20 protein-coding genes, 1 tRNA gene and 1 pseudogene are annotated in these 18,723 nt (G+C 39.2%); 5 read left to right on the top strand and 17 right to left on the bottom strand.

The window, feature by feature from the left end:
- Positions 1–73 precede the first annotated feature (73 nt).
- Together ACFSVN_RS07770 and ACFSVN_RS07765 are read right to left on the bottom strand one after the other, a co-directional pair.
- Positions 74–1,069: a vWA domain-containing protein gene (locus ACFSVN_RS07770; protein WP_390300713.1), complete on the bottom strand. Its 996-nt coding sequence runs from the start codon at positions 1,067–1,069 to the stop codon at positions 74–76.
- Between the two features lie 2 nt (positions 1,070–1,071).
- Positions 1,072–2,067 carry a hypothetical protein gene (locus ACFSVN_RS07765; RefSeq protein WP_390300711.1) on the bottom strand — a complete coding sequence of 332 codons (996 nt, stop codon included), beginning with the start codon at positions 2,065–2,067 and terminating at the stop codon, positions 1,072–1,074.
- Positions 2,068–2,220: 153 nt separating this feature from the next.
- On the opposite strand from ACFSVN_RS07765, the gene ACFSVN_RS07760 reads away from it, so the two are divergent.
- On the top strand, positions 2,221–3,513 hold the full coding sequence (locus tag ACFSVN_RS07760; protein WP_390300709.1) for a peptidoglycan DD-metalloendopeptidase family protein: 1,293 nt from the start codon (positions 2,221–2,223) through the stop codon (positions 3,511–3,513).
- A 17-nt stretch (positions 3,514–3,530) separates the two neighbouring features.
- On the opposite strand, the gene ACFSVN_RS07755 is transcribed toward ACFSVN_RS07760, so the two are convergent.
- Both ACFSVN_RS07755 and ACFSVN_RS07750 read right to left on the bottom strand, forming a co-directional pair.
- Positions 3,531–4,406, bottom strand: coding sequence for a DUF58 domain-containing protein (locus tag ACFSVN_RS07755; protein WP_390300707.1), 876 nt, complete (start codon positions 4,404–4,406; stop codon positions 3,531–3,533).
- Between the two features lie 426 nt (positions 4,407–4,832).
- Positions 4,833–5,450: a hypothetical protein gene (locus ACFSVN_RS07750; RefSeq protein WP_390300705.1), complete on the bottom strand. Its 618-nt coding sequence runs from the start codon at positions 5,448–5,450 to the stop codon at positions 4,833–4,835.
- Positions 5,451–5,524: 74 nt separating this feature from the next.
- Here ACFSVN_RS07750 and ACFSVN_RS07745 point away from each other — a divergent pair, with 74 nt between their 5' ends.
- Positions 5,525–7,486, top strand: a complete 1,962-nt coding sequence (locus ACFSVN_RS07745; protein WP_390300703.1) for an aconitate hydratase — start codon at positions 5,525–5,527, stop codon at positions 7,484–7,486.
- Between the two features lie 11 nt (positions 7,487–7,497).
- Here the strand turns inward: ACFSVN_RS07745 and ACFSVN_RS07740 are convergent, their stop codons facing one another.
- Positions 7,498–8,517 (bottom strand): glycosyltransferase family 2 protein, encoded by a 1,020-nt coding sequence (locus ACFSVN_RS07740; protein ID WP_390300701.1) that lies wholly within the window; start codon positions 8,515–8,517, stop codon positions 7,498–7,500.
- A gap of 99 nt (positions 8,518–8,616) precedes the next feature.
- Here ACFSVN_RS07740 and ACFSVN_RS07735 point away from each other — a divergent pair, with 99 nt between their 5' ends.
- Positions 8,617–9,162 carry a metallophosphoesterase family protein gene (locus tag ACFSVN_RS07735; RefSeq protein ID WP_390300699.1) on the top strand — a complete coding sequence of 182 codons (546 nt, stop codon included), beginning with the start codon at positions 8,617–8,619 and terminating at the stop codon, positions 9,160–9,162.
- On the opposite strand, the gene ACFSVN_RS07730 is transcribed toward ACFSVN_RS07735, so the two are convergent.
- From ACFSVN_RS07730 to ACFSVN_RS07690, 9 genes are all read right to left on the bottom strand, one after another.
- The gene (locus tag ACFSVN_RS07730) at positions 9,152–10,648 is read right to left on the bottom strand and encodes a phytoene desaturase family protein (RefSeq protein ID WP_390300697.1); all 1,497 of its coding nucleotides are present in this window, start codon (positions 10,646–10,648) and stop codon (positions 9,152–9,154) included. The two genes, ACFSVN_RS07735 and ACFSVN_RS07730, sit on opposite strands and share 11 nt — an antisense overlap.
- A gap of 14 nt (positions 10,649–10,662) precedes the next feature.
- Positions 10,663–11,193 carry a PH domain-containing protein gene (locus tag ACFSVN_RS07725; RefSeq protein WP_390300695.1) on the bottom strand — a complete coding sequence of 177 codons (531 nt, stop codon included), beginning with the start codon at positions 11,191–11,193 and terminating at the stop codon, positions 10,663–10,665.
- Between the two features lie 87 nt (positions 11,194–11,280).
- Positions 11,281–11,859 carry a peptide-methionine (R)-S-oxide reductase MsrB gene (gene msrB / locus ACFSVN_RS07720; RefSeq protein WP_390300693.1) on the bottom strand — a complete coding sequence of 193 codons (579 nt, stop codon included), beginning with the start codon at positions 11,857–11,859 and terminating at the stop codon, positions 11,281–11,283.
- A 94-nt stretch (positions 11,860–11,953) separates the two neighbouring features.
- Complete coding sequence (locus tag ACFSVN_RS07715) at positions 11,954–13,435, bottom strand: hypothetical protein (RefSeq protein ID WP_390300691.1); 1,482 nt, start codon at positions 13,433–13,435, stop codon at positions 11,954–11,956.
- A gap of 98 nt (positions 13,436–13,533) precedes the next feature.
- On the bottom strand, positions 13,534–14,064 hold the full coding sequence (locus tag ACFSVN_RS07710) for a peptidylprolyl isomerase (protein ID WP_390300689.1): 531 nt from the start codon (positions 14,062–14,064) through the stop codon (positions 13,534–13,536).
- Positions 14,065–14,071: 7 nt separating this feature from the next.
- Positions 14,072–14,542, bottom strand: coding sequence for an acyloxyacyl hydrolase (locus tag ACFSVN_RS07705; protein ID WP_390300687.1), 471 nt, complete (start codon positions 14,540–14,542; stop codon positions 14,072–14,074).
- A 144-nt stretch (positions 14,543–14,686) separates the two neighbouring features.
- Complete coding sequence (locus ACFSVN_RS07700; protein ID WP_390300685.1) at positions 14,687–15,028, bottom strand: hypothetical protein; 342 nt, start codon at positions 15,026–15,028, stop codon at positions 14,687–14,689.
- 5 nt (positions 15,029–15,033) lie between these two features.
- Positions 15,034–15,267, bottom strand: coding sequence for a cold-shock protein (locus tag ACFSVN_RS07695; protein ID WP_390300683.1), 234 nt, complete (start codon positions 15,265–15,267; stop codon positions 15,034–15,036).
- 108 nt (positions 15,268–15,375) lie between these two features.
- The gene (locus tag ACFSVN_RS07690; RefSeq protein WP_390300681.1) at positions 15,376–15,960 is read right to left on the bottom strand and encodes a hypothetical protein; all 585 of its coding nucleotides are present in this window, start codon (positions 15,958–15,960) and stop codon (positions 15,376–15,378) included.
- A 210-nt stretch (positions 15,961–16,170) separates the two neighbouring features.
- Between ACFSVN_RS07690 and ACFSVN_RS07685 the strand changes: the two genes are divergently transcribed.
- Positions 16,171–16,252, top strand: a tRNA-Leu gene (locus ACFSVN_RS07685).
- Positions 16,253–16,407: 155 nt separating this feature from the next.
- Here the strand turns inward: ACFSVN_RS07685 and galE are convergent.
- From galE to ACFSVN_RS07670, 3 genes are read right to left on the bottom strand one after another with little or no spacing between them, the layout of a single operon-like run.
- Positions 16,408–17,421: a UDP-glucose 4-epimerase GalE gene (gene galE / locus ACFSVN_RS07680; RefSeq protein ID WP_390300679.1), complete on the bottom strand. Its 1,014-nt coding sequence runs from the start codon at positions 17,419–17,421 to the stop codon at positions 16,408–16,410.
- A 4-nt stretch (positions 17,422–17,425) separates the two neighbouring features.
- The gene (locus ACFSVN_RS07675; protein WP_390300677.1) at positions 17,426–17,785 is read right to left on the bottom strand and encodes a taurine dioxygenase; all 360 of its coding nucleotides are present in this window, start codon (positions 17,783–17,785) and stop codon (positions 17,426–17,428) included.
- Between the two features lie 11 nt (positions 17,786–17,796).
- Positions 17,797–18,168: an acyl-CoA thioesterase gene (locus ACFSVN_RS07670; RefSeq protein WP_390300675.1), complete on the bottom strand. Its 372-nt coding sequence runs from the start codon at positions 18,166–18,168 to the stop codon at positions 17,797–17,799.
- A 182-nt stretch (positions 18,169–18,350) separates the two neighbouring features.
- On the opposite strand from ACFSVN_RS07670, the pseudogene ACFSVN_RS07665 reads away from it, so the two are divergent.
- Positions 18,351–18,431 (top strand): annotated as a pseudogene (locus tag ACFSVN_RS07665) (ParA family protein); the annotation flags it as partial.
- Positions 18,432–18,723 lie beyond the last annotated feature (292 nt).

Below are 18,723 nucleotides of genomic sequence, written 5' to 3'. Positions count from 1 at the left end.
TGTTATATTGCCGATTAGCAATGAAAATTGGCATAAAATGAGCGAACTGTAAAACGATTGGAATCCTGATCATTCAGGATGTTTCAATTCCAGTTAATATCGTTTTATTTAATACGAAGCTTATTAAAAGAAGTCCAAACGACCAAGCCAGATATATAGCGTATAGATCTTTGTAATCTGTATAGATTAATTCTTCTACTTCTGTGGTTTCCAGTTCGTCAATTTCTTCATAAATGCTTTCGAGTTCGTCAGAATCTGTGGCTCTGAAATATCTTCCGCCTGTAAGTTCTGCAACACTTGTTAGCATTTCTTCATCAATATTCACCTCTATGTTTTGATAACGCCTTCCAAAGATCGGATCCTGAATAGGGTAAGGAGCAGTTCCACGCGTTCCGGCTCCAATGGTATAGATCTTTATGTTATAGGTGAGTGCCAAGTCTGCTGCAGTAACGGGATCGATCTCACCGGCATTATTTTGCCCGTCAGTGAGGAGGATTATAACCTTACTTTCAGCTTTGCTTTCTTTCAATCGGTTGATAGCTGTTGAAATTCCCATTCCAATAGCTGTACCATCTTCAATAATTCCCATTTCAAGATCATTGATAAGATCCTTAAGCAGTCGGTAATCAAGCGTAGGTGGAACAACAGTGAAACTTTGCATGGCAAATGTCACAAGGCCTATTCTGTCAGAATTTCGCTTGTCAACAAAGTCTTTGGCAACTTCCCGGGCTGCTTCAAAACGGTTTGGTTTCAAATCCTCAGCACGCATGGAGGTTGACATATCCAGTACCATTACAATATCGATCCCTTCTGCATTTCGTTCTACAGTAGTAAGACGTTCTTGTGGCCTTGCCAGGGCAACAATAAGTAAAGTTATACCGGCCCACATCAATAGAGCCTGCAACCAGTGGAGGTGTGATTTCCAGTTTCCGGGGAGGTCATCTAATAGGTCCAGTGAAGAAAAGGTGAGTGTGGTATGCTTTTGCTTAAAAAATCGGTATAGATAGACCCCTATTAATACAGGAAGAATTAATAATGCCCAAAACCATTCAGGATTAGAAAATTCCATCCTTAATCCTCCGCTTTTTGTTCAGAAGGTTTGGGTTTGAACTGCTCTTCATATTTTGCTTTAAGGCGCGAAATACGAGTTGAGTCGGCTAATTTAGCACGTTCCATAAATTCGATAGCATGATCAAAAGTTTTCCAGGCGTCTTCAAGGGTTGGGGTGAATTTTGCAAATTTAACAAGGTCTGCTTTTCTAAGGACAACCCTGGTTTTCTCCGCCATTGTATCATCTACACCATAAGCATCCAGATAACGAAGTAACTCAGTGGAAGTGGATTCTAATGCAGGGATTTTATAAAGTTCTTCAAAATAAGTACGTATTGCATCACCCATCTCGCTGTAAAAAAGTTTGAAGTTTTTGGTCTCAGCAAGATCTGATTCCTTATTAATTCTGTGCAGACTTTTTTCAAGCTCTTCAATTGGGTTATAAAATGGTTCGATCTCAATTTTAGGTTCGTTATCAGCTTTTTCAGGCTCTTTTCTAAATTTATACCACCAGATCAAAAAGGCTGCTAAAAGTGATCCGGCTAATATCCATGGCCACCATGGTCTTGAAAAAGCAAAGTTAGGCTTCATTGGCTTCAGTGTAGTATCACCTTCGGCAACTACGCTTTTAAAAAAAAGAAGAACAGGATCTGTTCTAAGTTGTAGGGTATCTTCTTCAGAATAAAAAGTGACAGGCAATCCAGGCAAATTGAGATCTTCATTCCCGAAATACTGTAGATTATATATCAGACTGTCACTAAACTCTGATAATTTGAATTGTTGCCTGTCAATAAGCTCAACAGATGGGGGGAAGGAAGTGGTATCCGGAAATTCTATTTTTTGATATTCCTGATCTTGCTGAATTATCAGGGAGTATCTAAACGTATCACCAATGCTTATTGAGTCTGTGTTAACATTTGTTCGAACAGTTTGGGCATGAATATTTACTGAAAAGAATAGTAAAATCAATATGGTAAGCGATTGTAAAGCGTTAGGCTTTAACAAGATGATTTTCATTTAGGGTGTGTCAAAAAATTTGGTTTAAAATTTAAAACTGAAAATATAACATTGAGATGTAAATATTTTAGAAATTTGGGGATGCTATACATTTTATGAAAGTAGCATATTAATTCTTATTATTTTAGCAACGAAAAATCTACAGTTCTATAAATGATAATTATCAAATCTAAGTGGGGAATAGGGTTAATTACGTTTTTTACAGCCGTTTCCCTGGCGTTGATGCTAAATTTTACGGGAGATTATACTCCTCCGGAATTTAAAATATCAGCTGAAAATGTAGTTGAGATCAAAGAAGACGTTGAGCTTGATTCTTACGGCTTTAATGTAATAAATGCTGAAGTAGAAGAGGGGCGAGTAAAGCGGAATCAAAGTTTGTATTTGATACTGCGTGATTTGGACGTAAGCCCTCTAACCATATATGAGATCAATAGAGAGTCAAAAGGGGTGTTTCAAAGCAATCGTGTTAAACCCGGTCAGCGATATATAGTATATAAAGAGGCTGAGTCTTCACAAGCTTATCGACTTATTTTACATCAAGATGCTCTTGATTATGTAATATTTGACTGGAAGAATGGGATAAACGTTGGTACCGGAAAAAAAGAGGTTACAAAAAAGGTTCTGGAAGCTTCAGGAGTTATTACTTCCTCATTGTATGAGTCACTTGTAGAGCAAGACAAAAATATTCTTATAGCCAACCGATTAAGCGAAATCTTTGCCTGGCAGATCGACTTTTTCAGATTATATCCCGATGATAACTATACATTGATCTACGAAAAACAATTTGTAGATGGAAAGCCTTATGGTATAGGTGAAATACTTGCTGCAGAATTTGAGCATAACGGCATAACATACGATGCGTATTATTTTAAGGGTGAGAAGAGCATAGGTTTTTATGACAGTGAAGGAAATGGCGTACAGAAAGCCTTGTTGAAAGCTCCATTTAAATTTTCTCAAAGAATCAGTTCCTCATTTAACAGAAATCGATTTCATCCGGTCTTAAAAAGAAGATTACCTCACACCGGAGTAGATTATGCTGCTCCTATTGGAACTCCTGTATTATCAGTAGGAGACGGAGAAGTAACGGAAGCTCAATACAAAGGACCAAATGGTAATATTGTCAAGATCAGGCACAACGGAACCTTCACTACAGCTTATCTGCACTTGAATGGATTCGCCAAAGGGATTACGCCGGGTACAAGAGTACGACAGGGGCAGGTGATCGGTTATGTGGGTAAAACCGGACGGGTAACCGGAGTGCATCTTCACTATATGATATATAAAAATGGGCAACCTGTAAATCCATTGACTATAGATCTTCCACCATCAAAAGCCATAGATGAATCAGAGAGGAGCAAATTTGAGGAGTTGATGAAGCGCTTAAAAGAACAAATGGAAGAAACAAAGCCCCAGGAAAACGTAGCTTCAGCTGTTACTACTGATTGAGTCAAACAGAAATAAAATCAGTACCTGCTACCGCGACGTTGAAAGAAATTCATTAAGGGCTTTACGTAAGACTGATTAGTTTGAACTTCCACGGCATCGATCTTCATCTTAAGCATCATGTCATGGATATAAGCTTTCTGCTCCATACGTTTGACCTTATATGCTTTCCGAACTTTCTTGCTTGAAGTGTCAACGATTTTTTCAGCTCTTGTTTCGGCATCTCTTAATGTTACCAACCCAATATCCGGCAGTTCATCTTCAAGGTGGTCGTTTATGATGATACTCACCAGGTCATGCTTTTGATTAGTAATTCTGAGTTGTTTTTCAAACTTATCATCCCTGAAATCCGAAGCTAAAACTACAATTGCTCTTCGGTCAAGTAGTCGGTTTATATAAGAAAGGGCATCAGCTATATCGGTGCCTGTTCCAGTTGGTTTGGTGGTAAACAACTCGCGGATGAGCCGGAGTACATGAGTCCTTCCTTTTTTAGGAGGAACCACTTTTTCGATATGATCACTAAATAGCACCAATCCAACTTTGTCACTATTTTTGATAGCACTAAATGCCAATACAGCACAAAGTTCAATAGCAAGATCCATCTTACTTTGACTCTGACTCCCAAATGTACCGCTTTGTGAAATGTCGATACAAAGCATCAGTGTTTGTTCCCGTTCTTCCTCAAATATTTTTATGAAGGGATCACCGGTTCGGGCTGTTACATTCCAATCTATCTGCCGGATGTCATCACCATAAGTGTAGGCTCTTACTTCTGTGAACTCCATTCCACGTCCTTTAAAAGCAGATTGGTATTCACCGCCAAACAAAGTATTTACGATACCCTTGGTTTGGATTTCGAGCTTCCGGATTTTTTTGAGTAATTCTTTTGGGATCATGAAGTCTGCTTATTTGATGGGACGAAGATAAGAAATGGCAGGTATAATCAAGAATCTGAAAAGTAAAAAAATCTACTGTCGGTCTGCCGGCTCCAAGTCCGTCTGATCGATTGCTAAAATCAAGTAAGTAAGCCAATCTTAACCTCGTTACGGTGCTCCGCTCCGTAATGCCCCTCCGAGGCTCTGCCTCAAGATGTATGCTAAGGCTACTGATCTAATCTACCCTCTCGGTCTGATGGCTCTAAGTCCATCTGACCTATGGTTTGAAACGAGTAAGCAAGTTGATTTTGTTTAGTTTAAAATTCTGTAGCCTATTCTATCGATCAGACCGGTAATCGGTCAGATCGAGTTCTGGGTTGTTCAACCTACCTCTGGGTCTGCCGGTTAAAGTCCGTCAGATCGGTGAATGAACTATTAATCAAAAGATCACACATCTATCTCTATATCTGTGTAGTCATATTTTTCTCGTTCTAAAAGGGGGTAAAGAAGGAATAGAAGCAAAGTGACCACTCCGATCCAATACATTGCCCAAGCATAAGTCATGTGATCATTCAACACTCCATTCATCATAAAGAGATTATAAAAATCGTGAGATGATTTTGGAAGGTTACCTATCAAGGGCATTTTTCGTTCAAGGGCATCAGCGGCATAAGCAGCAGATTCGATCCATGCAAAAGCTGTTAGGAGCAAGCCCACCTGTGCAGTAACACGACGATGATTCCACCACCCGAACAGAAAAATTATAAAAGGGAGAGTGACCTCAAGTAACGTTCCGCCAAGAATAGTCAAAAAGCGATTGCCAAAGAATCCGAAAAAGGTATGGCCTGCCTCATGAATGATCAGTAAAAAGTTGTCGATAAAAAAGAAGAAGGGGGAAAGGTAAAAAGGGTAACTGTACATCCATGCAAAGGAGATCTCCCATTTTAACGCCATCCAGAATTGATCTGCCAATATCCAGCAAAAGGGAATACATACTACTGAAAACCACCACTTCTTTATGTGAGGCAAAGATTTATCGAAATAATGTTCTAAGTCGATATTCAATATTATTGAACCATTTGAGCTTCAATTGAGTTGAGATAGTAGAAATTATAGACATATCAAACAATAAGCTACCTATGAGTAAGCCACTTAACGTTACACAAAAATTAATTAAGGATCATTTAGTTGAAGGGGAAATGAATCCCGGGGAAGAGATCGGGCTTAAAATTGACCAGACGCTCACACAAGATGCTACCGGAACATTGGTGATGCTGGAATTGGAAGCCATGGAACTGGAAGATGCTAAAACCGAAGTTTCTTGTCAGTATGTTGACCATAATCTCCTTCAAACCGATTCCAAAAATCCCGATGACCACTTATTTCTAAAGTCTGCAGCTGAACGATTTGGAATGTGGTTTAGCCGCCCTGGAAATGGAGTAAGTCACCCAATTGAAACTGAACGATTTGCCATTCCAGGTAAAACACTTGCAGGCTCTGACAGCCATACACCTGCCTCAGGTTGTATGGGAATGTTTGCTCTTGGAGCAGGAGGACTTGATGTAGCTTTTGCGATCGCCGGCGAACCGATGCATATCAAAATGCCAAAAGTGCTGGGTGTTGAGCTTAAAGGAAATCTCCCGGATTGGGTGAGCGCCAAAGATGTGGTTCTTGAAATGCTTCGCCGATATGATGTGGATGGTGCTACCGGTTATGTGATTGAATATTTCGGGGATGGATTAAAGAACCTGTCAACTATGGATCGTCATGTTATCGCCAATATGGGTACTGAAATGGGGGCTACAACTACAGTTTTTCCTGCAGATGATGAAGTGCGACGTTTTATGAGCTCACAGGGCAGGGGGGATGATTTTGTTGAACTGGTAGCGGATGAAGGTGCTGAATATGATAAGTACGAAGAACTGATACTTGATGATGTTGAGCCTCTTATCGCACTCCCAAGCAGCCCTGGTAACGTAGTTCCGGTCCGGGAAGTGGAAGGTAAACCAATATACCAGTCGTATGTGGGGTCTTCTGCCAATCCTGGATATCGTGATTTCTGGATGGCTGCTGAAATAGTAAAAGATAAAGTGGTCCATGAGAACGTATCGCTGGATATCAACCCAACTTCACGGCAGATCATTGAAAATATGGTGAAGAACGATGTAATGTTTCACCTCGTGCAATCTGGGGCACGGATTCACCAGGCCGGTTGTAATGGTTGTATAGGAATGGGACAAGCACCTGCATCAGGACAAAACAGCTTACGGACTGTTCCCCGGAACTTTCCTGACCGTTCAGGAACAAAGGAAGATTCCGTCTTTTTGGTTAGTCCTGAAACAGCAGCAGCTTCAGCTCTTACAGGCAAGATTACTGACCCCCGGGATCTGGAAGAGCTATATGATATGAAATACCCACAATTTAAAGAGCTTGAGAATCCAATTGTTAATACGGATATGCTGAAAGAGCCGGTTCCAATGGAGGAAAGAGGGGAGATCAAGAAAGGTCCAAATATTTCATCCATGCCGGATTTCGACGAACTTGGGGATTTTGAAGTTCCGGTGTTACTAAAAATGGGTGATGACATTTCCACGGATGAGATCCTGAGAGCAGGAGCAGAAGTACTTCCATTTCGGAGCAACATCCCTGAGATCAGTAAATTTACCCTTGATGTAGTAGATGAGAACTTCCATGACAGAGCGATAGAAGCCAAAGAAGAACATGGCGGACACATGGTTATTGCCGGCGAGAATTATGCTCAAGGTTCCAGCCGTGAACATGCGGCTATTGCTCCACGGTATTTGGGTCAGCGTGCGGTGATCGCTAAAAGTTACGCGCGAATAGGGTGGCAAAACCTGATAAACTTTGGGATCCCACCCTTTGAGTTTGCCAATGATGAAGATTACGACGACATCGACCAAGGTGATGTTCTGAGAACTGAGAATATTCGGGCAAGTATTGAAAGTGGAAATACCGCTAAGATTATCAATGTCACCAAAGGCAATGAATACATAGTAAAACATACTCTAAGTAACCGACAGCGAGAGGCGGTTTTAGATGGGGGTGTAATTAATACTTTTAAAAAGAAGAAAGCTTCTTAAGCCGGAGAATGCTATTTCTTGAGGTCGTTAAACCGGTTTACACCTCTAAAGAAGTGCTTCCAAATGATACTGATATTCATCATTGTTTCAGGCTCATCATGGCTCACTCTTTTTGATTGAAGCTCTTTACGATTTTGGCTTAATTTCCCAACATTCAAAAGAAAATGAATATGGGCTTTAGCTACTGCGAGCCATTCTTTGGGTTTTCCTTCATACAAAGCTTTCCATGCTGCAATAATATCGAGCAGAATTCTTAGGATAAATCTTTTTCTGAGGTTAACCGAGGAATAATTTTTCCACAGCATAAATAAGCTGTTTCGAAAGTTATAGTACACTTTTCGGGGAGAACCCATAGGCAGTGAGCCACCTCCAAGATGATAGACTATGCTCTCAGGTGCATAAGCTATACGGTAACCTTGGTTTTGTAGTCTCCAACTGAGATCGATCTCTTCCATGTGGAATTCGAAATCTTCATCAAACCCGGCCTGACCAATAAATACATCCTTTCTGATAGCCAAAGCTGCACCTGATGCCCAAAATAGATCAGTTTTATCATCATATTGCCCTTCATCTTTTTCAACTTCATTGAATATTCGTCCCCGGCAAAACGGAAAGCCGTATTTATCGATATATCCACCTGCTGCACCCGCATATTCAAAATGATCGTGTTGTTCTAAGCTCCTTATCTTGGGTTGAGCGGCAGCAATATTGGAGTCACTGAATGCTTTATTTATACCGTGAAGCCAGTTTTTATTCACTTTCACATCATTGTTGAGGAAGACTAAAATTTCTTTTTCTGCAAATGGAACTGCTCTGTTATTTCCCCCGCAATAACCGTAGTTTCCATCGAAGGACGCAATTTTAATTTCAGGATACGTTGACTTGATCCATTCTTTGGATCCATCATCAGAGGCATTATCAGCTATAATAATTTCAAAGTTCGGATAATCAGTTTTGGTTACAGAAGGAAGAAAGTTTTTGAGATGCTCTAGAGCATTCCAGGTTACAATAATTATGCTAAAGCCTTTCAACGAATGAATAAAATTTTGTGAATGTTGATTAAAAAAGTAGAACAAAAGGTGTAAATATATTTCCTTGTTCTAAAGAAGTTTAAAGATGATACAAAAAGTATGATCAAAATAGGGCTAATTTCAGATACTCATAATTATCTAGACCCTCAGGTTTCAGAGTATTTCAAAGACTGTGATGAAATATGGCATGCCGGAGATTTTGGTACTATTGAGGTAGCTGATCAGCTAAAGGAGATCGCTCCCTTAGTTGGCGTTTATGGGAATATAGATGGACAAGATATTCGTAAAGAATACCCACTTCATCAGCATTTTGAGCGAGAAGGCCTTCGCATATGGATGACTCATATTGGAGGAATCCCAGGCAGGTATTGCATTCCTATACGTGAAGAACTTGAGAAAAACCCACCGGATATTTTTATTTGTGGGCATTCACATATTTTGAGAATTTCCCGGGATCAGGATCTTGAAAAGATGCTGTATTTAAATCCGGGTGCGGCAGGAAAGCAAGGTTTCCAAACCCATCGTACTATTGTTCGCTTTGAGATCGATGAGGGTAAAATCCATAATGTGGAAGTGATCAACCTAGATGTTGAAGATGAATTGAATGAGGAAAAGGGACAGGCTGAAGTTAAATCTAAACAGTGATAGATTCTTCGGTTGTTTCATTTCTATCGATTAATTCCATAGCATTAAAGGCTGATTGAACAACCAAAGGAATTCCGCCGCCCGGATGTGTTGATCCTCCTACAAAGTACAACCCATCGATTTCCTTGGACTTATTTCTGGGACGTAAAAACGCAGAAAATTTATTATTTGAGGAAGTCCCGTAGATACTGCCTTTGTTTGATAAGTATTGTTTATAAAAGTCTACAGGAGTGATGCTTTTCCTGTAAAGGATACTATCTGAAAGTTCTTCCAAGCCTTTCTTCTCCAAAATGTCTATCACCTTGTTTTCGTACCATTCAGTGTACTTATCCCAACTATAGGAATCCGACAGGTACGGAGCATTAATAAGAATAAATAGATTAGAAGCTCCCTCCGGAGCGTGATCAGGATCAGAGTATGAAGTGTTTGCGATGTAGACAGTTGGATCGTCAGGCATCACTTTCTCTTTAAAAATCTGATGAAACTCATGTTCATAATTCTCTGAGAAAAATATATTGTGATGGGTAAGCTGATCAAATTGTTTATTCACCCCCAATAGTAATACAAATCCCGAGCAGGAGGGTTCTATTTGTTTAGCCTTTTCTTTTCTGCGGGGTGAAATGGAATCATTTGGGATAAGATTTGTAATCGTTTCCGTAGCGTCACTGTTTGAAACTATGAGGTCGAAGGGGATCTGCTTATTATTCGAAAGCTCTATTCCTGACACCTTTCCTTCTTCCACTAAAACAGATTTTACAGTGGCCTTGAAATGGAATTTTACTCCCAATTTCACCGCTAAATTTTTGATAGCTTCGGCTACTTTATATAAACCACCTTTCACATAGTATCCTCCCTGATTGATCTCCACATGTGGGATGACATTAAGAGTAGCAGGAGCGAGAAAGGGGGAAGACCCGTTATAGGTTGTGAATCTTTTGAAAAATTTCCTGAGGTATTCAGATTCGAATCTGCTATCTACCCGGTCACTTACAGTTGTAAAGGCATCAATACCAAAAAAACTAAGCAGGTCAAGTTCTTTTAGATCCCGGAATTCAAACAGTGGATTAAAAATAAAAGCATCAGCTGTTTTTTTATACAGTGTTTCTGCATAATCAAGAAAATCGGTATAAGCCATAGTATCATTTGGGGCAATCCTATTGATCTCCTCAACGGTAGCTTGACGGCTTTCGAAATTATTAAAAATGGTGCCATCCGGATAGAAATATCTGCAGATAGGATCGAGAGGCTTAAGTTCTATATGGCTGCTGAGCTTATCACCACATTGCTCAAAAAGTTTTTCGAGAATAAAAGGCATAGTAAGCAAGCTGGGACCGGTATCAAATCGAAAACCATGCGATTGAACCTCATTCATCTTCCCGCCGGCAGAGTCATTCTTCTCAAAAACGGAAACTTCATATCCTTTTCTGGCTAGCAAACAAGCCACAGACAGGCCACCAAGCCCGGCACCGATTACACAAACTCTCATAATTTCTTTAAGCTTTAGTTCGAGATCTTTTCTTCAATTCGCTTTAAAGAATCTCTAATTTCTATAAGTATTTTGTTGGTTGAATCGTTTTCCGGAGAGGCAGAAGATATGCTCTTGTCGGTTACTTTATCTCTTTGTTCAAATACTAAATTTCGAAACTTAAAAGCATCTATAATTCCTATCAAAGATAAATCGGAGGTGCCCTGTCCGGTATTACCTGCTGTTTCAATTTTTAAAATACTCAAACCAAAATATTTAAGGAGAGGACCTTCTTTAAAAGTGAGATCCTGAATTTTATCTAAAGGAATAGTGCGCTCTGTATGAAAAATATATCCTCTCTTAAATCTTAGTGATCGTGTTGTGAGTTCACATTCCAAACGTTCAAAATATTTGTTAAGATATATGGAGCCAAAGATAAGCCATAATGGAATCAGTGGTATTAGTACTACAGTTAATACACTGATCAAGGAACCATACCAGAGTATGTAAGTTTTGATTTTTGGGTTGAAGGAAGCTTCCTGAAGGACAGCAGCTTTTGTATTCATTTTAAATTCTAATTTAATTGCTGGATAATAAAAAAGGCGTCTTTTTACAGACGCCTGATAATCTAAATAGTTGCGAACATATCCAACCTACATATCTTTTGATTCTTCAGAAGAAGCCATTTCATCATCTCCGATAAAATCCATAGCTGCTGAGTTCATGCAATACCGTAATCCGGTTGGTTGTGGTCCGTCATCAAATACATGGCCTAAATGGCTGCCACAGTTTGAGCATACGATCTCAGTGCGAGTCATCCACAGGCTGTTATCTTCACGTTCTCCGACCAGTGAGTCGGCTAAAGGCTTCCAGAAACTAGGCCATCCGGAACCGCTTTCATATTTATGTTCTGAGCTATATAATTTTTGCCCACAAGCACCGCACACATAAAGACCTTCTTTCTTATTCCCGTTGTACTCATTCACCCAGGGAAGTTCAGTTCCGCTTTCACGAAGTATCCGGTATTCCTTGTCCGTTAATATTTCCTTCCATTCCGTCTCTGACTTTTGAAAAGGGTATTCCTCTTCTGGCATAGTGTCCTGCACGGCAGTCTGTATTACATGCTCTTCAGCTTCAGCCTCTAAGGGAGAGGGGGCAGGAGTAGCTTTTAAAAAGGTAATCAACAACAAACCTGCAACAGTTACTGTACTGGCTATAATTGCGTATTTCATATTCATAATAGTTTTTTATTTATGATAGCACATCTTATAAACAGTACGAAAGTAATTTTAGTTTAGATTGGGGTAATTTAATTCTATCTAATAGCTACCAATCAATATCCCAGTTATTGAATTCATCTTTAAAGCGGAGGGGTGCTTTTTGTTTGAAGAGACGAATTCCTGCAGTGAAACCTACCCAGAATTGGTAATCACGTCCTTTCCATTCCGGTGACCAAAGGCTATACCAGCTATAATCTTTGGCACCATCAACACGGGTAATTTGGGCGTTAAAGGAAGGACCGCCATATAATGAAAATCCGTTTCCGAATCGTTTTCCGACCAAAAATTTATAGGAATAGATCAGATTAAGATCTTTAGACCATTCATCCTCAAATTGATGAGTAACTGCAAATTCCTGATTCACAAACATGGTTTCATTTTTCCAGTTTTGAAAAGAGTCATTAATATTTTTCTCTAATCCAACTGCTAACCCTATGCGGTAAACATCACGATCTAGCAAAGTATTGTATCCAAACAAGGCAGAGTTATAAACACGGTGTGTTCCCAGTGTTAAACCAACATCAGTGAAGCCCCCATCTGAGAAACGAACATCAATATTTTTACGTCCATTGCCATAATAGCTAATCAATCCAATAGGAACTCCTTCAAATTCCTTGGCAACATTGATCAAACCGATCTGTAATCCTGTAGCGGTTTGAGAAGCATTTAGGAGACCGGCAATCTGTAGACCGGTAAGGTTCCGGGCAATGTTAGCACCACCTGAGATAGAAGCCCCTTCAAGGTTATTTGCGATATTCAGGCCACCCGATATAAGTAATCCACTTGCATCCTTGCGAGCTACATTAACTCCTCCAGAAGCCATTAATCCTTCAATATTTCCCAAAGCAACATTAGCTCCAGCTGCTGCCTGAAGTCCGGAAATATCAGCGCCGGCAAAGTTGAAAACACCAGCTGCCTGAAGTCCCTCTACATCTTCTTTGGCAATGTTTGCAATTCCTGCTGCTTGTAATCCTGAGATGTCGCCCCATGCGGCATTTAAAATACTTGCTCCCTGCAAACCTTCAATATCACCTTTAGCGATGTTTCCGATGCCGGCAAATTGTAATCCACTGGAATTATCTCCGGCTATGTTAAGACCTCCAACAACCTGTATGCCTTCAAGGTCTTCGCCTGAAAAGTTAGTTAAGCCTGCAACTTGAATACCACTCATATCATTTTTTGAGAAATTCCCCAGACCGGAAATATTAACTCCTGACATGTGACCTCCTGAAATATTTCCCAATCCCGCTAACTGGAAGCCGTGGCTATAGTGTTTGTTGTAATTAACTAATCCTCCAATCTCACCGCCATCCAAACCACCATGGCTGCCAACCAGAATATTAATGGAATATTTGGCAGTATATTGAGGCGCTTCTAATCCATTGGTGCTTAAAGGAGGGAAGAGGGTTACCCTCCATTTACGGTATTCCAGATCTTGTTCAGAATGATTTTGAGAAAAAGCTTGCAACGGAAGTAGTGAAATCCCTGCAGTGAAAATAATGAGTGGAAATAGTATTCGCTTGATCATTGAGATTGTAATCTTATTAGTTCTGATTATTGGGATGCACTACGATCTCAGTGAAAAAAAGTTTAGTTCTTTTCTGTTATCAGAAAGGTGAATGATTACTAAACAACTGCCGGTTTAAGATGGTCGAATTGCTCGTCCAATACTTCATTCCAATGCTGTACTTCGTTAATATTTCTGAGGAGTTCTTCATATTTGTCATCCAGTTCAATGGACTCAATTTTGTCTCCCTGGGATATAGAATTAACAATATCTTGGTCTTTCTGTGAGATAACCTCACCAAAAACAGCATGTTTTCCATCAAGCCATGGTGTAGCTACATGGGTGATAAAGAATTGACTTCCATTGGTATTAGGACCTGCATTAGCCATCGATAGCTTGCCCGGTTGATCATGGACCAACTCATCATGGAATTCATCTTCAAAACGGTATCCCGGCCCGCCTCTTCCATCTCCATTTGGGCAGCCTCCCTGAATCATGAAATCATTTATAACACGGTGAAAACTCAAATCATCAAAAAAACCGCGGGATGCCAGGTTTGCGAAATTTGCTACTGTTTTAGGAGCTCTTTCCTCAAATAACTGAATATTAATGGTTCCTTTTTTAGTGGTAATACTAGCTTTTATGCTCATGGATAAATTATTGAATGGAAAAATTTAGAAATAAAAAATTAGAGTCTAAACCGGGATTTTCAAGCCCGGTCTGGGCATTTGAAATATGGTGAAATTTATAACCGATAGCTATGATTGCGAAATGATTGATCTTAAAACTATTGGCGATGGTGATATCAAAGGTAAAATTTAAACTCCGAGCCTGATCTGTTGGAAAGTTATCTTCCATATATATAATGCCTCCTGAGGTTTGAAAATACGGGCCAAACCAATTTGAAATGGAATGTGTAAGAGAGAAGCCTACGGGCGAAAAACCAAAACCAGATCGAGATACTCTTCGATTATTTTCATCCCTTTTAGGGTAATCGAATTGAATGTATGGAATAATGTCGGCTGTGTACCAAAGTCGTTTAGTAGGGGAGTAGGTCTTTATGACCTTTTGAAAACCAAGTGCAAAGATCTGAGTTTGAGATTTTTCTGTTTTCCCTAAAAATCTCATTGAATTGGCTGAATATCCTCCCCAAACAGACCATCGGGTTTCCTTTTCAAAAGATTGGGGTTGCGCATTCAAAGGTTGTAAAAAGAGCAATGGCAAAGAAAAAATAAACGAATAACAAAAGGCCTGAATTTTAAACTTCAACGATCAAGGATGACAGATTAATTTTTTTTTCTTTTTGAGAGAGCTAAAACTTATCACGGAAACTACCCAAATGATTCCCCACGCACCGCTCAGATAGTAGTTGGCAGAATAAATCAATATAGCTACAGTTAATGCATAAATAACATTATAAAATAAAGGTGGGGCAGTGGTGTTATTTGCTTTTTGTTGAAGGGCCGGCATAAAGAACGCCAAAACTTTGCTTAATAAGAGGAGGGATGTATAAACCCACAGAATAACTTCCAGCACAGTATTTTCATACATGGCAAAAACCAGTATGAAAAGTAACACTATTACATCGAGGTACGCATCTTTTATCCAACCCATTTCATTTATTCCGCCTCGTCTTCTACAGGGTTTAAGGAAACTACTTCCTTTGCATGCAGACCTTTATCGCCCTCATCCAAAACAAACTCAACTTCTTCGCCTCTTCTTAATTTCTTGAACCCCTCAGCTTGAATTTCAGAATAATGAACAAAGGCATCTTCACCTGTATCCGTACTTATAAATCCATAACCTTTGGTATTATGAAACCACTTTACCGTACCCTTTTGCTTATCAGACATACATACCCGAATTATATTAAAGTTTAAATTACAAGGATATATTTTTCCTTAGGAACAAACCTAAAATAATTTTTGGCGGTAATACAATCAATAGGAACTTATATTTAGTTATCTGATGTGAAAATCTTCTATCCAGATAATAAATCCGTTGGGTTTAGTGGATTCAGACAGCTCAGTATTAGTTTTAAGCTGGTAGTCCGCTTCATTTGAGATATCCACCAGGAGTCCTCCTATTTTAATGATCTCACCATCTCTCAAAGATTTTATCCTTTTATCTATCTCAGCGGTAGAGGGGATCAAGTGCCAGAGATCACTTTCCCCATAAATTTTTGGAACGGATAATGGAGGGCGGGTAGGGTCTAGCTCAAATTCTCTTTCTCCCAATTGAAAATATATATAATCAAGATTACGGCTGTCTGAAAGTTCATTCCATCCAACGATGGCATCAACAGGGGAGTATTTTGAAAAAGAATCAAAGAAATATCTCTTTTTCTTAATGACGCGTACCTCTGCATCAATGATCTTTTTCGGGGTAAAAGTGGCTCCTTTAAATGTAAATGGTTCTTGCCATGTTAGACGTTCTATCTTGGGTTCCTCTTTGGCTGTAATCCCGGGACCATGATTCACGGGGAAATTTGAATATACAAGATAGCCTGATGCTACAAGAACACAGAAAACTAAATACTTGACCATAATTGCTCCTTCCTTTTTTTATTACAAGAGTATTTGTAAAGTACTTTTGTTACAGATTTGTTAGAACTTTTTAATCACCTTTACCCTGAAATGTTCCCTGATCAGAAAGAAAAATTTGTATAAGCGTATGGTCATATATTTTCTAAAAATATGATAAAACCCTTTTGTTATTTACCTCTTACAAGCCTTATCTTTGACGCCTTGATAATAGCCAAAGTGGCGGAACTGGTAGACGCGCACGACTCAAAATCGTGTACCTCCGGGTGTGTGGGTTCGACTCCCACCTTTGGTACAAAAGCCTTACATCTAGTAAGGCTTTTTTTATTTGCTCACATATACCTTTCCCGAAAGCTATTTTATTCTTTTCGCTAAGTAGAGCATTGAGTATTGATAACAATACTGAGTGTTGATACAGATAAGTAAGAGTAACAGTAACAACTTTATAGATCAGCTTTGATAGCCATTTGGAAAGTTAGACTGCCATCGCCAGGCATCTTCACACATTTGCTTTACGTCAAACTTTGCAGTCCATCCCAATTCTTTTTCGGCTTTAGAAGGGTCAGCATAACACGAAGCTATGTCACCCGGTCGCCTTGGGGCTATCTTATAGGGTACTTTTTTACCGGAAGCTACTTCGAAAGCTTTAACCATATCCAGAACACTAGACCCATTACCTGTTCCTAAATTATAAATAACCAGGCCAGGGGAGGTATCTAGTTTTTCTAATGCCTTAAGATGCCCCAAAGCCAAATCAACTACGTGGATATAATCTCGAACTCCGGTGCCGTCAGCGGTAGGGTAGTCATCTCCAAATACTGAAAGTTCTTTCAATTTGCCTACTGCAACCTGAGATATATAGGGCATCAGATTATTGGGAATATCATTCGGGTCTTCGCCAATCAATCCACTTTTATGCGCCCCGACAGGATTGAAATAACGTAATAAAGCGATATTCCAGCTATCATCAGCTAGATATAGGTCTTTAAGTATGTATTCAATAAACAGTTTTGTGCGACCATATGGATTTGTAGCCGAGAGGGGGAAATCTTCGGTGATAGGAACTTTATGAGGGTCGCCATAAACGGTAGCTGAAGAGGAAAACACAATGTTTTTAACTCTGTGCTTTTTCATGACTTCACACAAATAAATAGTGCTTGTGATGTTATTGTCATAATACTTCAGTGGTTTAGCCACTGATTCACCAACAGCTTTGTACCCAGCAAAATGGATAACTGAATCTATCTCATGAGAATTGAATATGTTTTCAAGCGCTTTTTTATTCAGCAGATCTTCTTCATAAAATTTGAGGCCTTTTCCGGTGATCTTCTGAACCCTGTTCAAAGCTTCTATATTACTGTTTGAAAGATTATCGATCACGATTACTTCATGATCATCATTCAGAAGTTCCAGAACTGTATGACTTCCAATGTATCCGGCACCGCCTGTTACCAATACAGTCATAATATTACTCTTGATTCAATTTAGCGTCTAATTCTTTGAGGACTATTGTGCAAATTTCATCGATCTTTTTGACGGAGGTTTTTAGTGCTTCATCAGGTTTATCATCCCAAAGCAATGTTTTCGCATGTTCATATTCCTCCAGAATTTGATCCAGACCAAGCATCTGCGCCACCGGTTTTATTTTGTGGCCAGCTTTACGAAAATTTGTTTCATCACGAGCTAATAAATGTTCTTTGTAGCTTTGTTGAAACTCAGAAAAAGACTGGACGGCAGCTTCGGAAAATTCATTTATAAATTTTTCCTCCCCGTATAGCATTTCATGAACCGCGGAAAAGTCGATCAGACCATCTTTTTTAGTGCTCAAAATATAATCTCTTATTCGTTAACGGGTTCAATGATATTGTGCGGGGTAGGTTTACCAAACTCATCAAGATGTACAAATACAATTTTATCAATACTGATGATAGTTTCTTTAGTAAACTTATTCCTAACCACACATTTTACAGTTATTGATGTACGACCGAATTTAACGGTTTCCATCCCAATCTCTATAACTTCACCAAGTTTTGCTGAGTTTACGAAGTTAATCTCAGACATGTATTTAGTGACAATGTTTCCTTTTCCAAGCTGACAAAGTACATAGATGGCAGCTTCTTCATCTACCCAAGAAATTACAGTTCCTCCAAAGAGTGTGCCGTGGGCATTCAGGTCTTCCGGTTTAATTAGTTTTCTACTGAAAAATCTCATTTTATCCTTATTGATTATTGGTACATTAAAGATAAGAGATAAAGCAATAATGAAATAATTTCATTTGGCATTCTTAGAATTAATAAGTTTTATTGGATAATCAATAGAACTAATATTATTGTAACAAAAACAGCTGAGGATACTCTCTCTAGGTAAAAAGAACATATCACGGCTTAGATATTATGAAGACAATTGCATTAACAAATCAGAAGGGCGGCGTTGGAAAAACAACCACAACCATTAATCTTGGTGCCGGGTTGGCCAATAACCAATGAGTAAGAAAAAGAGCCTGGGACATAATCCACTGGATATAGCACGCGGAGGCATGCTTCTTTTGATTTTATTACTCCTTCAAAAGATGAGGAGGAGGATGGGCTTCTTACGAGTGAGGAAGATAAAAAGGTCAACAAGACCACTGTCAGCTACTATCTTGAAGAACCATTGGTCAAAAGGGTTAAAAACCTGGCAGATCAAAAAGATATGTCCTATTCAGCATTGGTAAATGGTATCCTCAAAGATTCTTTAAAAGACATCACTACCGGTTAAATTTATAGT

Source organism: Gracilimonas halophila, assembly GCF_042684365.1.
Classification (GTDB): domain Bacteria; phylum Bacteroidota; class Rhodothermia; order Balneolales; family Balneolaceae; genus Gracilimonas; species Gracilimonas halophila.
This window is presented reverse-complemented; position numbering and strand designations above follow the sequence as displayed.

What these genes read in the sequence shown, in the direction of transcription:
- ACFSVN_RS07770 (WP_390300713.1), bottom strand. Translation starts at nt 1,069, where the DNA reads ATGGAATTTTCTAATCCTGAATGGTTTTGGGCATTATTAATTCTTCCT.
- ACFSVN_RS07765 (WP_390300711.1), bottom strand. Translation starts at nt 2,067, where the DNA reads ATGAAAATCATCTTGTTAAAGCCTAACGCTTTACAATCGCTTACCATA.
- ACFSVN_RS07760 (WP_390300709.1), top strand. Translation starts at nt 2,221, where the DNA reads ATGATAATTATCAAATCTAAGTGGGGAATAGGGTTAATTACGTTTTTT.
- ACFSVN_RS07755 (WP_390300707.1), bottom strand. Translation starts at nt 4,406, where the DNA reads ATGATCCCAAAAGAATTACTCAAAAAAATCCGGAAGCTCGAAATCCAA.
- ACFSVN_RS07745 (WP_390300703.1), top strand. Translation starts at nt 5,525, where the DNA reads ATGAGTAAGCCACTTAACGTTACACAAAAATTAATTAAGGATCATTTA.
- ACFSVN_RS07735 (WP_390300699.1), top strand. Translation starts at nt 8,617, where the DNA reads ATGATCAAAATAGGGCTAATTTCAGATACTCATAATTATCTAGACCCT.
- ACFSVN_RS07730 (WP_390300697.1), bottom strand. Translation starts at nt 10,648, where the DNA reads ATGAGAGTTTGTGTAATCGGTGCCGGGCTTGGTGGCCTGTCTGTGGCT.
- ACFSVN_RS07725 (WP_390300695.1), bottom strand. Translation starts at nt 11,193, where the DNA reads ATGAATACAAAAGCTGCTGTCCTTCAGGAAGCTTCCTTCAACCCAAAA.
- msrB (WP_390300693.1), bottom strand. Translation starts at nt 11,859, where the DNA reads ATGAAATACGCAATTATAGCCAGTACAGTAACTGTTGCAGGTTTGTTG.
- ACFSVN_RS07715 (WP_390300691.1), bottom strand. Translation starts at nt 13,435, where the DNA reads ATGATCAAGCGAATACTATTTCCACTCATTATTTTCACTGCAGGGATT.
- ACFSVN_RS07710 (WP_390300689.1), bottom strand. Translation starts at nt 14,064, where the DNA reads ATGAGCATAAAAGCTAGTATTACCACTAAAAAAGGAACCATTAATATT.
- ACFSVN_RS07705 (WP_390300687.1), bottom strand. Translation starts at nt 14,542, where the DNA reads ATGAGATTTTTAGGGAAAACAGAAAAATCTCAAACTCAGATCTTTGCA.
- ACFSVN_RS07700 (WP_390300685.1), bottom strand. Translation starts at nt 15,028, where the DNA reads ATGGGTTGGATAAAAGATGCGTACCTCGATGTAATAGTGTTACTTTTC.
- ACFSVN_RS07695 (WP_390300683.1), bottom strand. Translation starts at nt 15,267, where the DNA reads ATGTCTGATAAGCAAAAGGGTACGGTAAAGTGGTTTCATAATACCAAA.
- ACFSVN_RS07690 (WP_390300681.1), bottom strand. Translation starts at nt 15,960, where the DNA reads ATGGTCAAGTATTTAGTTTTCTGTGTTCTTGTAGCATCAGGCTATCTT.
- galE (WP_390300679.1), bottom strand. Translation starts at nt 17,421, where the DNA reads ATGACTGTATTGGTAACAGGCGGTGCCGGATACATTGGAAGTCATACA.
- ACFSVN_RS07670 (WP_390300675.1), bottom strand. Translation starts at nt 18,168, where the DNA reads ATGAGATTTTTCAGTAGAAAACTAATTAAACCGGAAGACCTGAATGCC.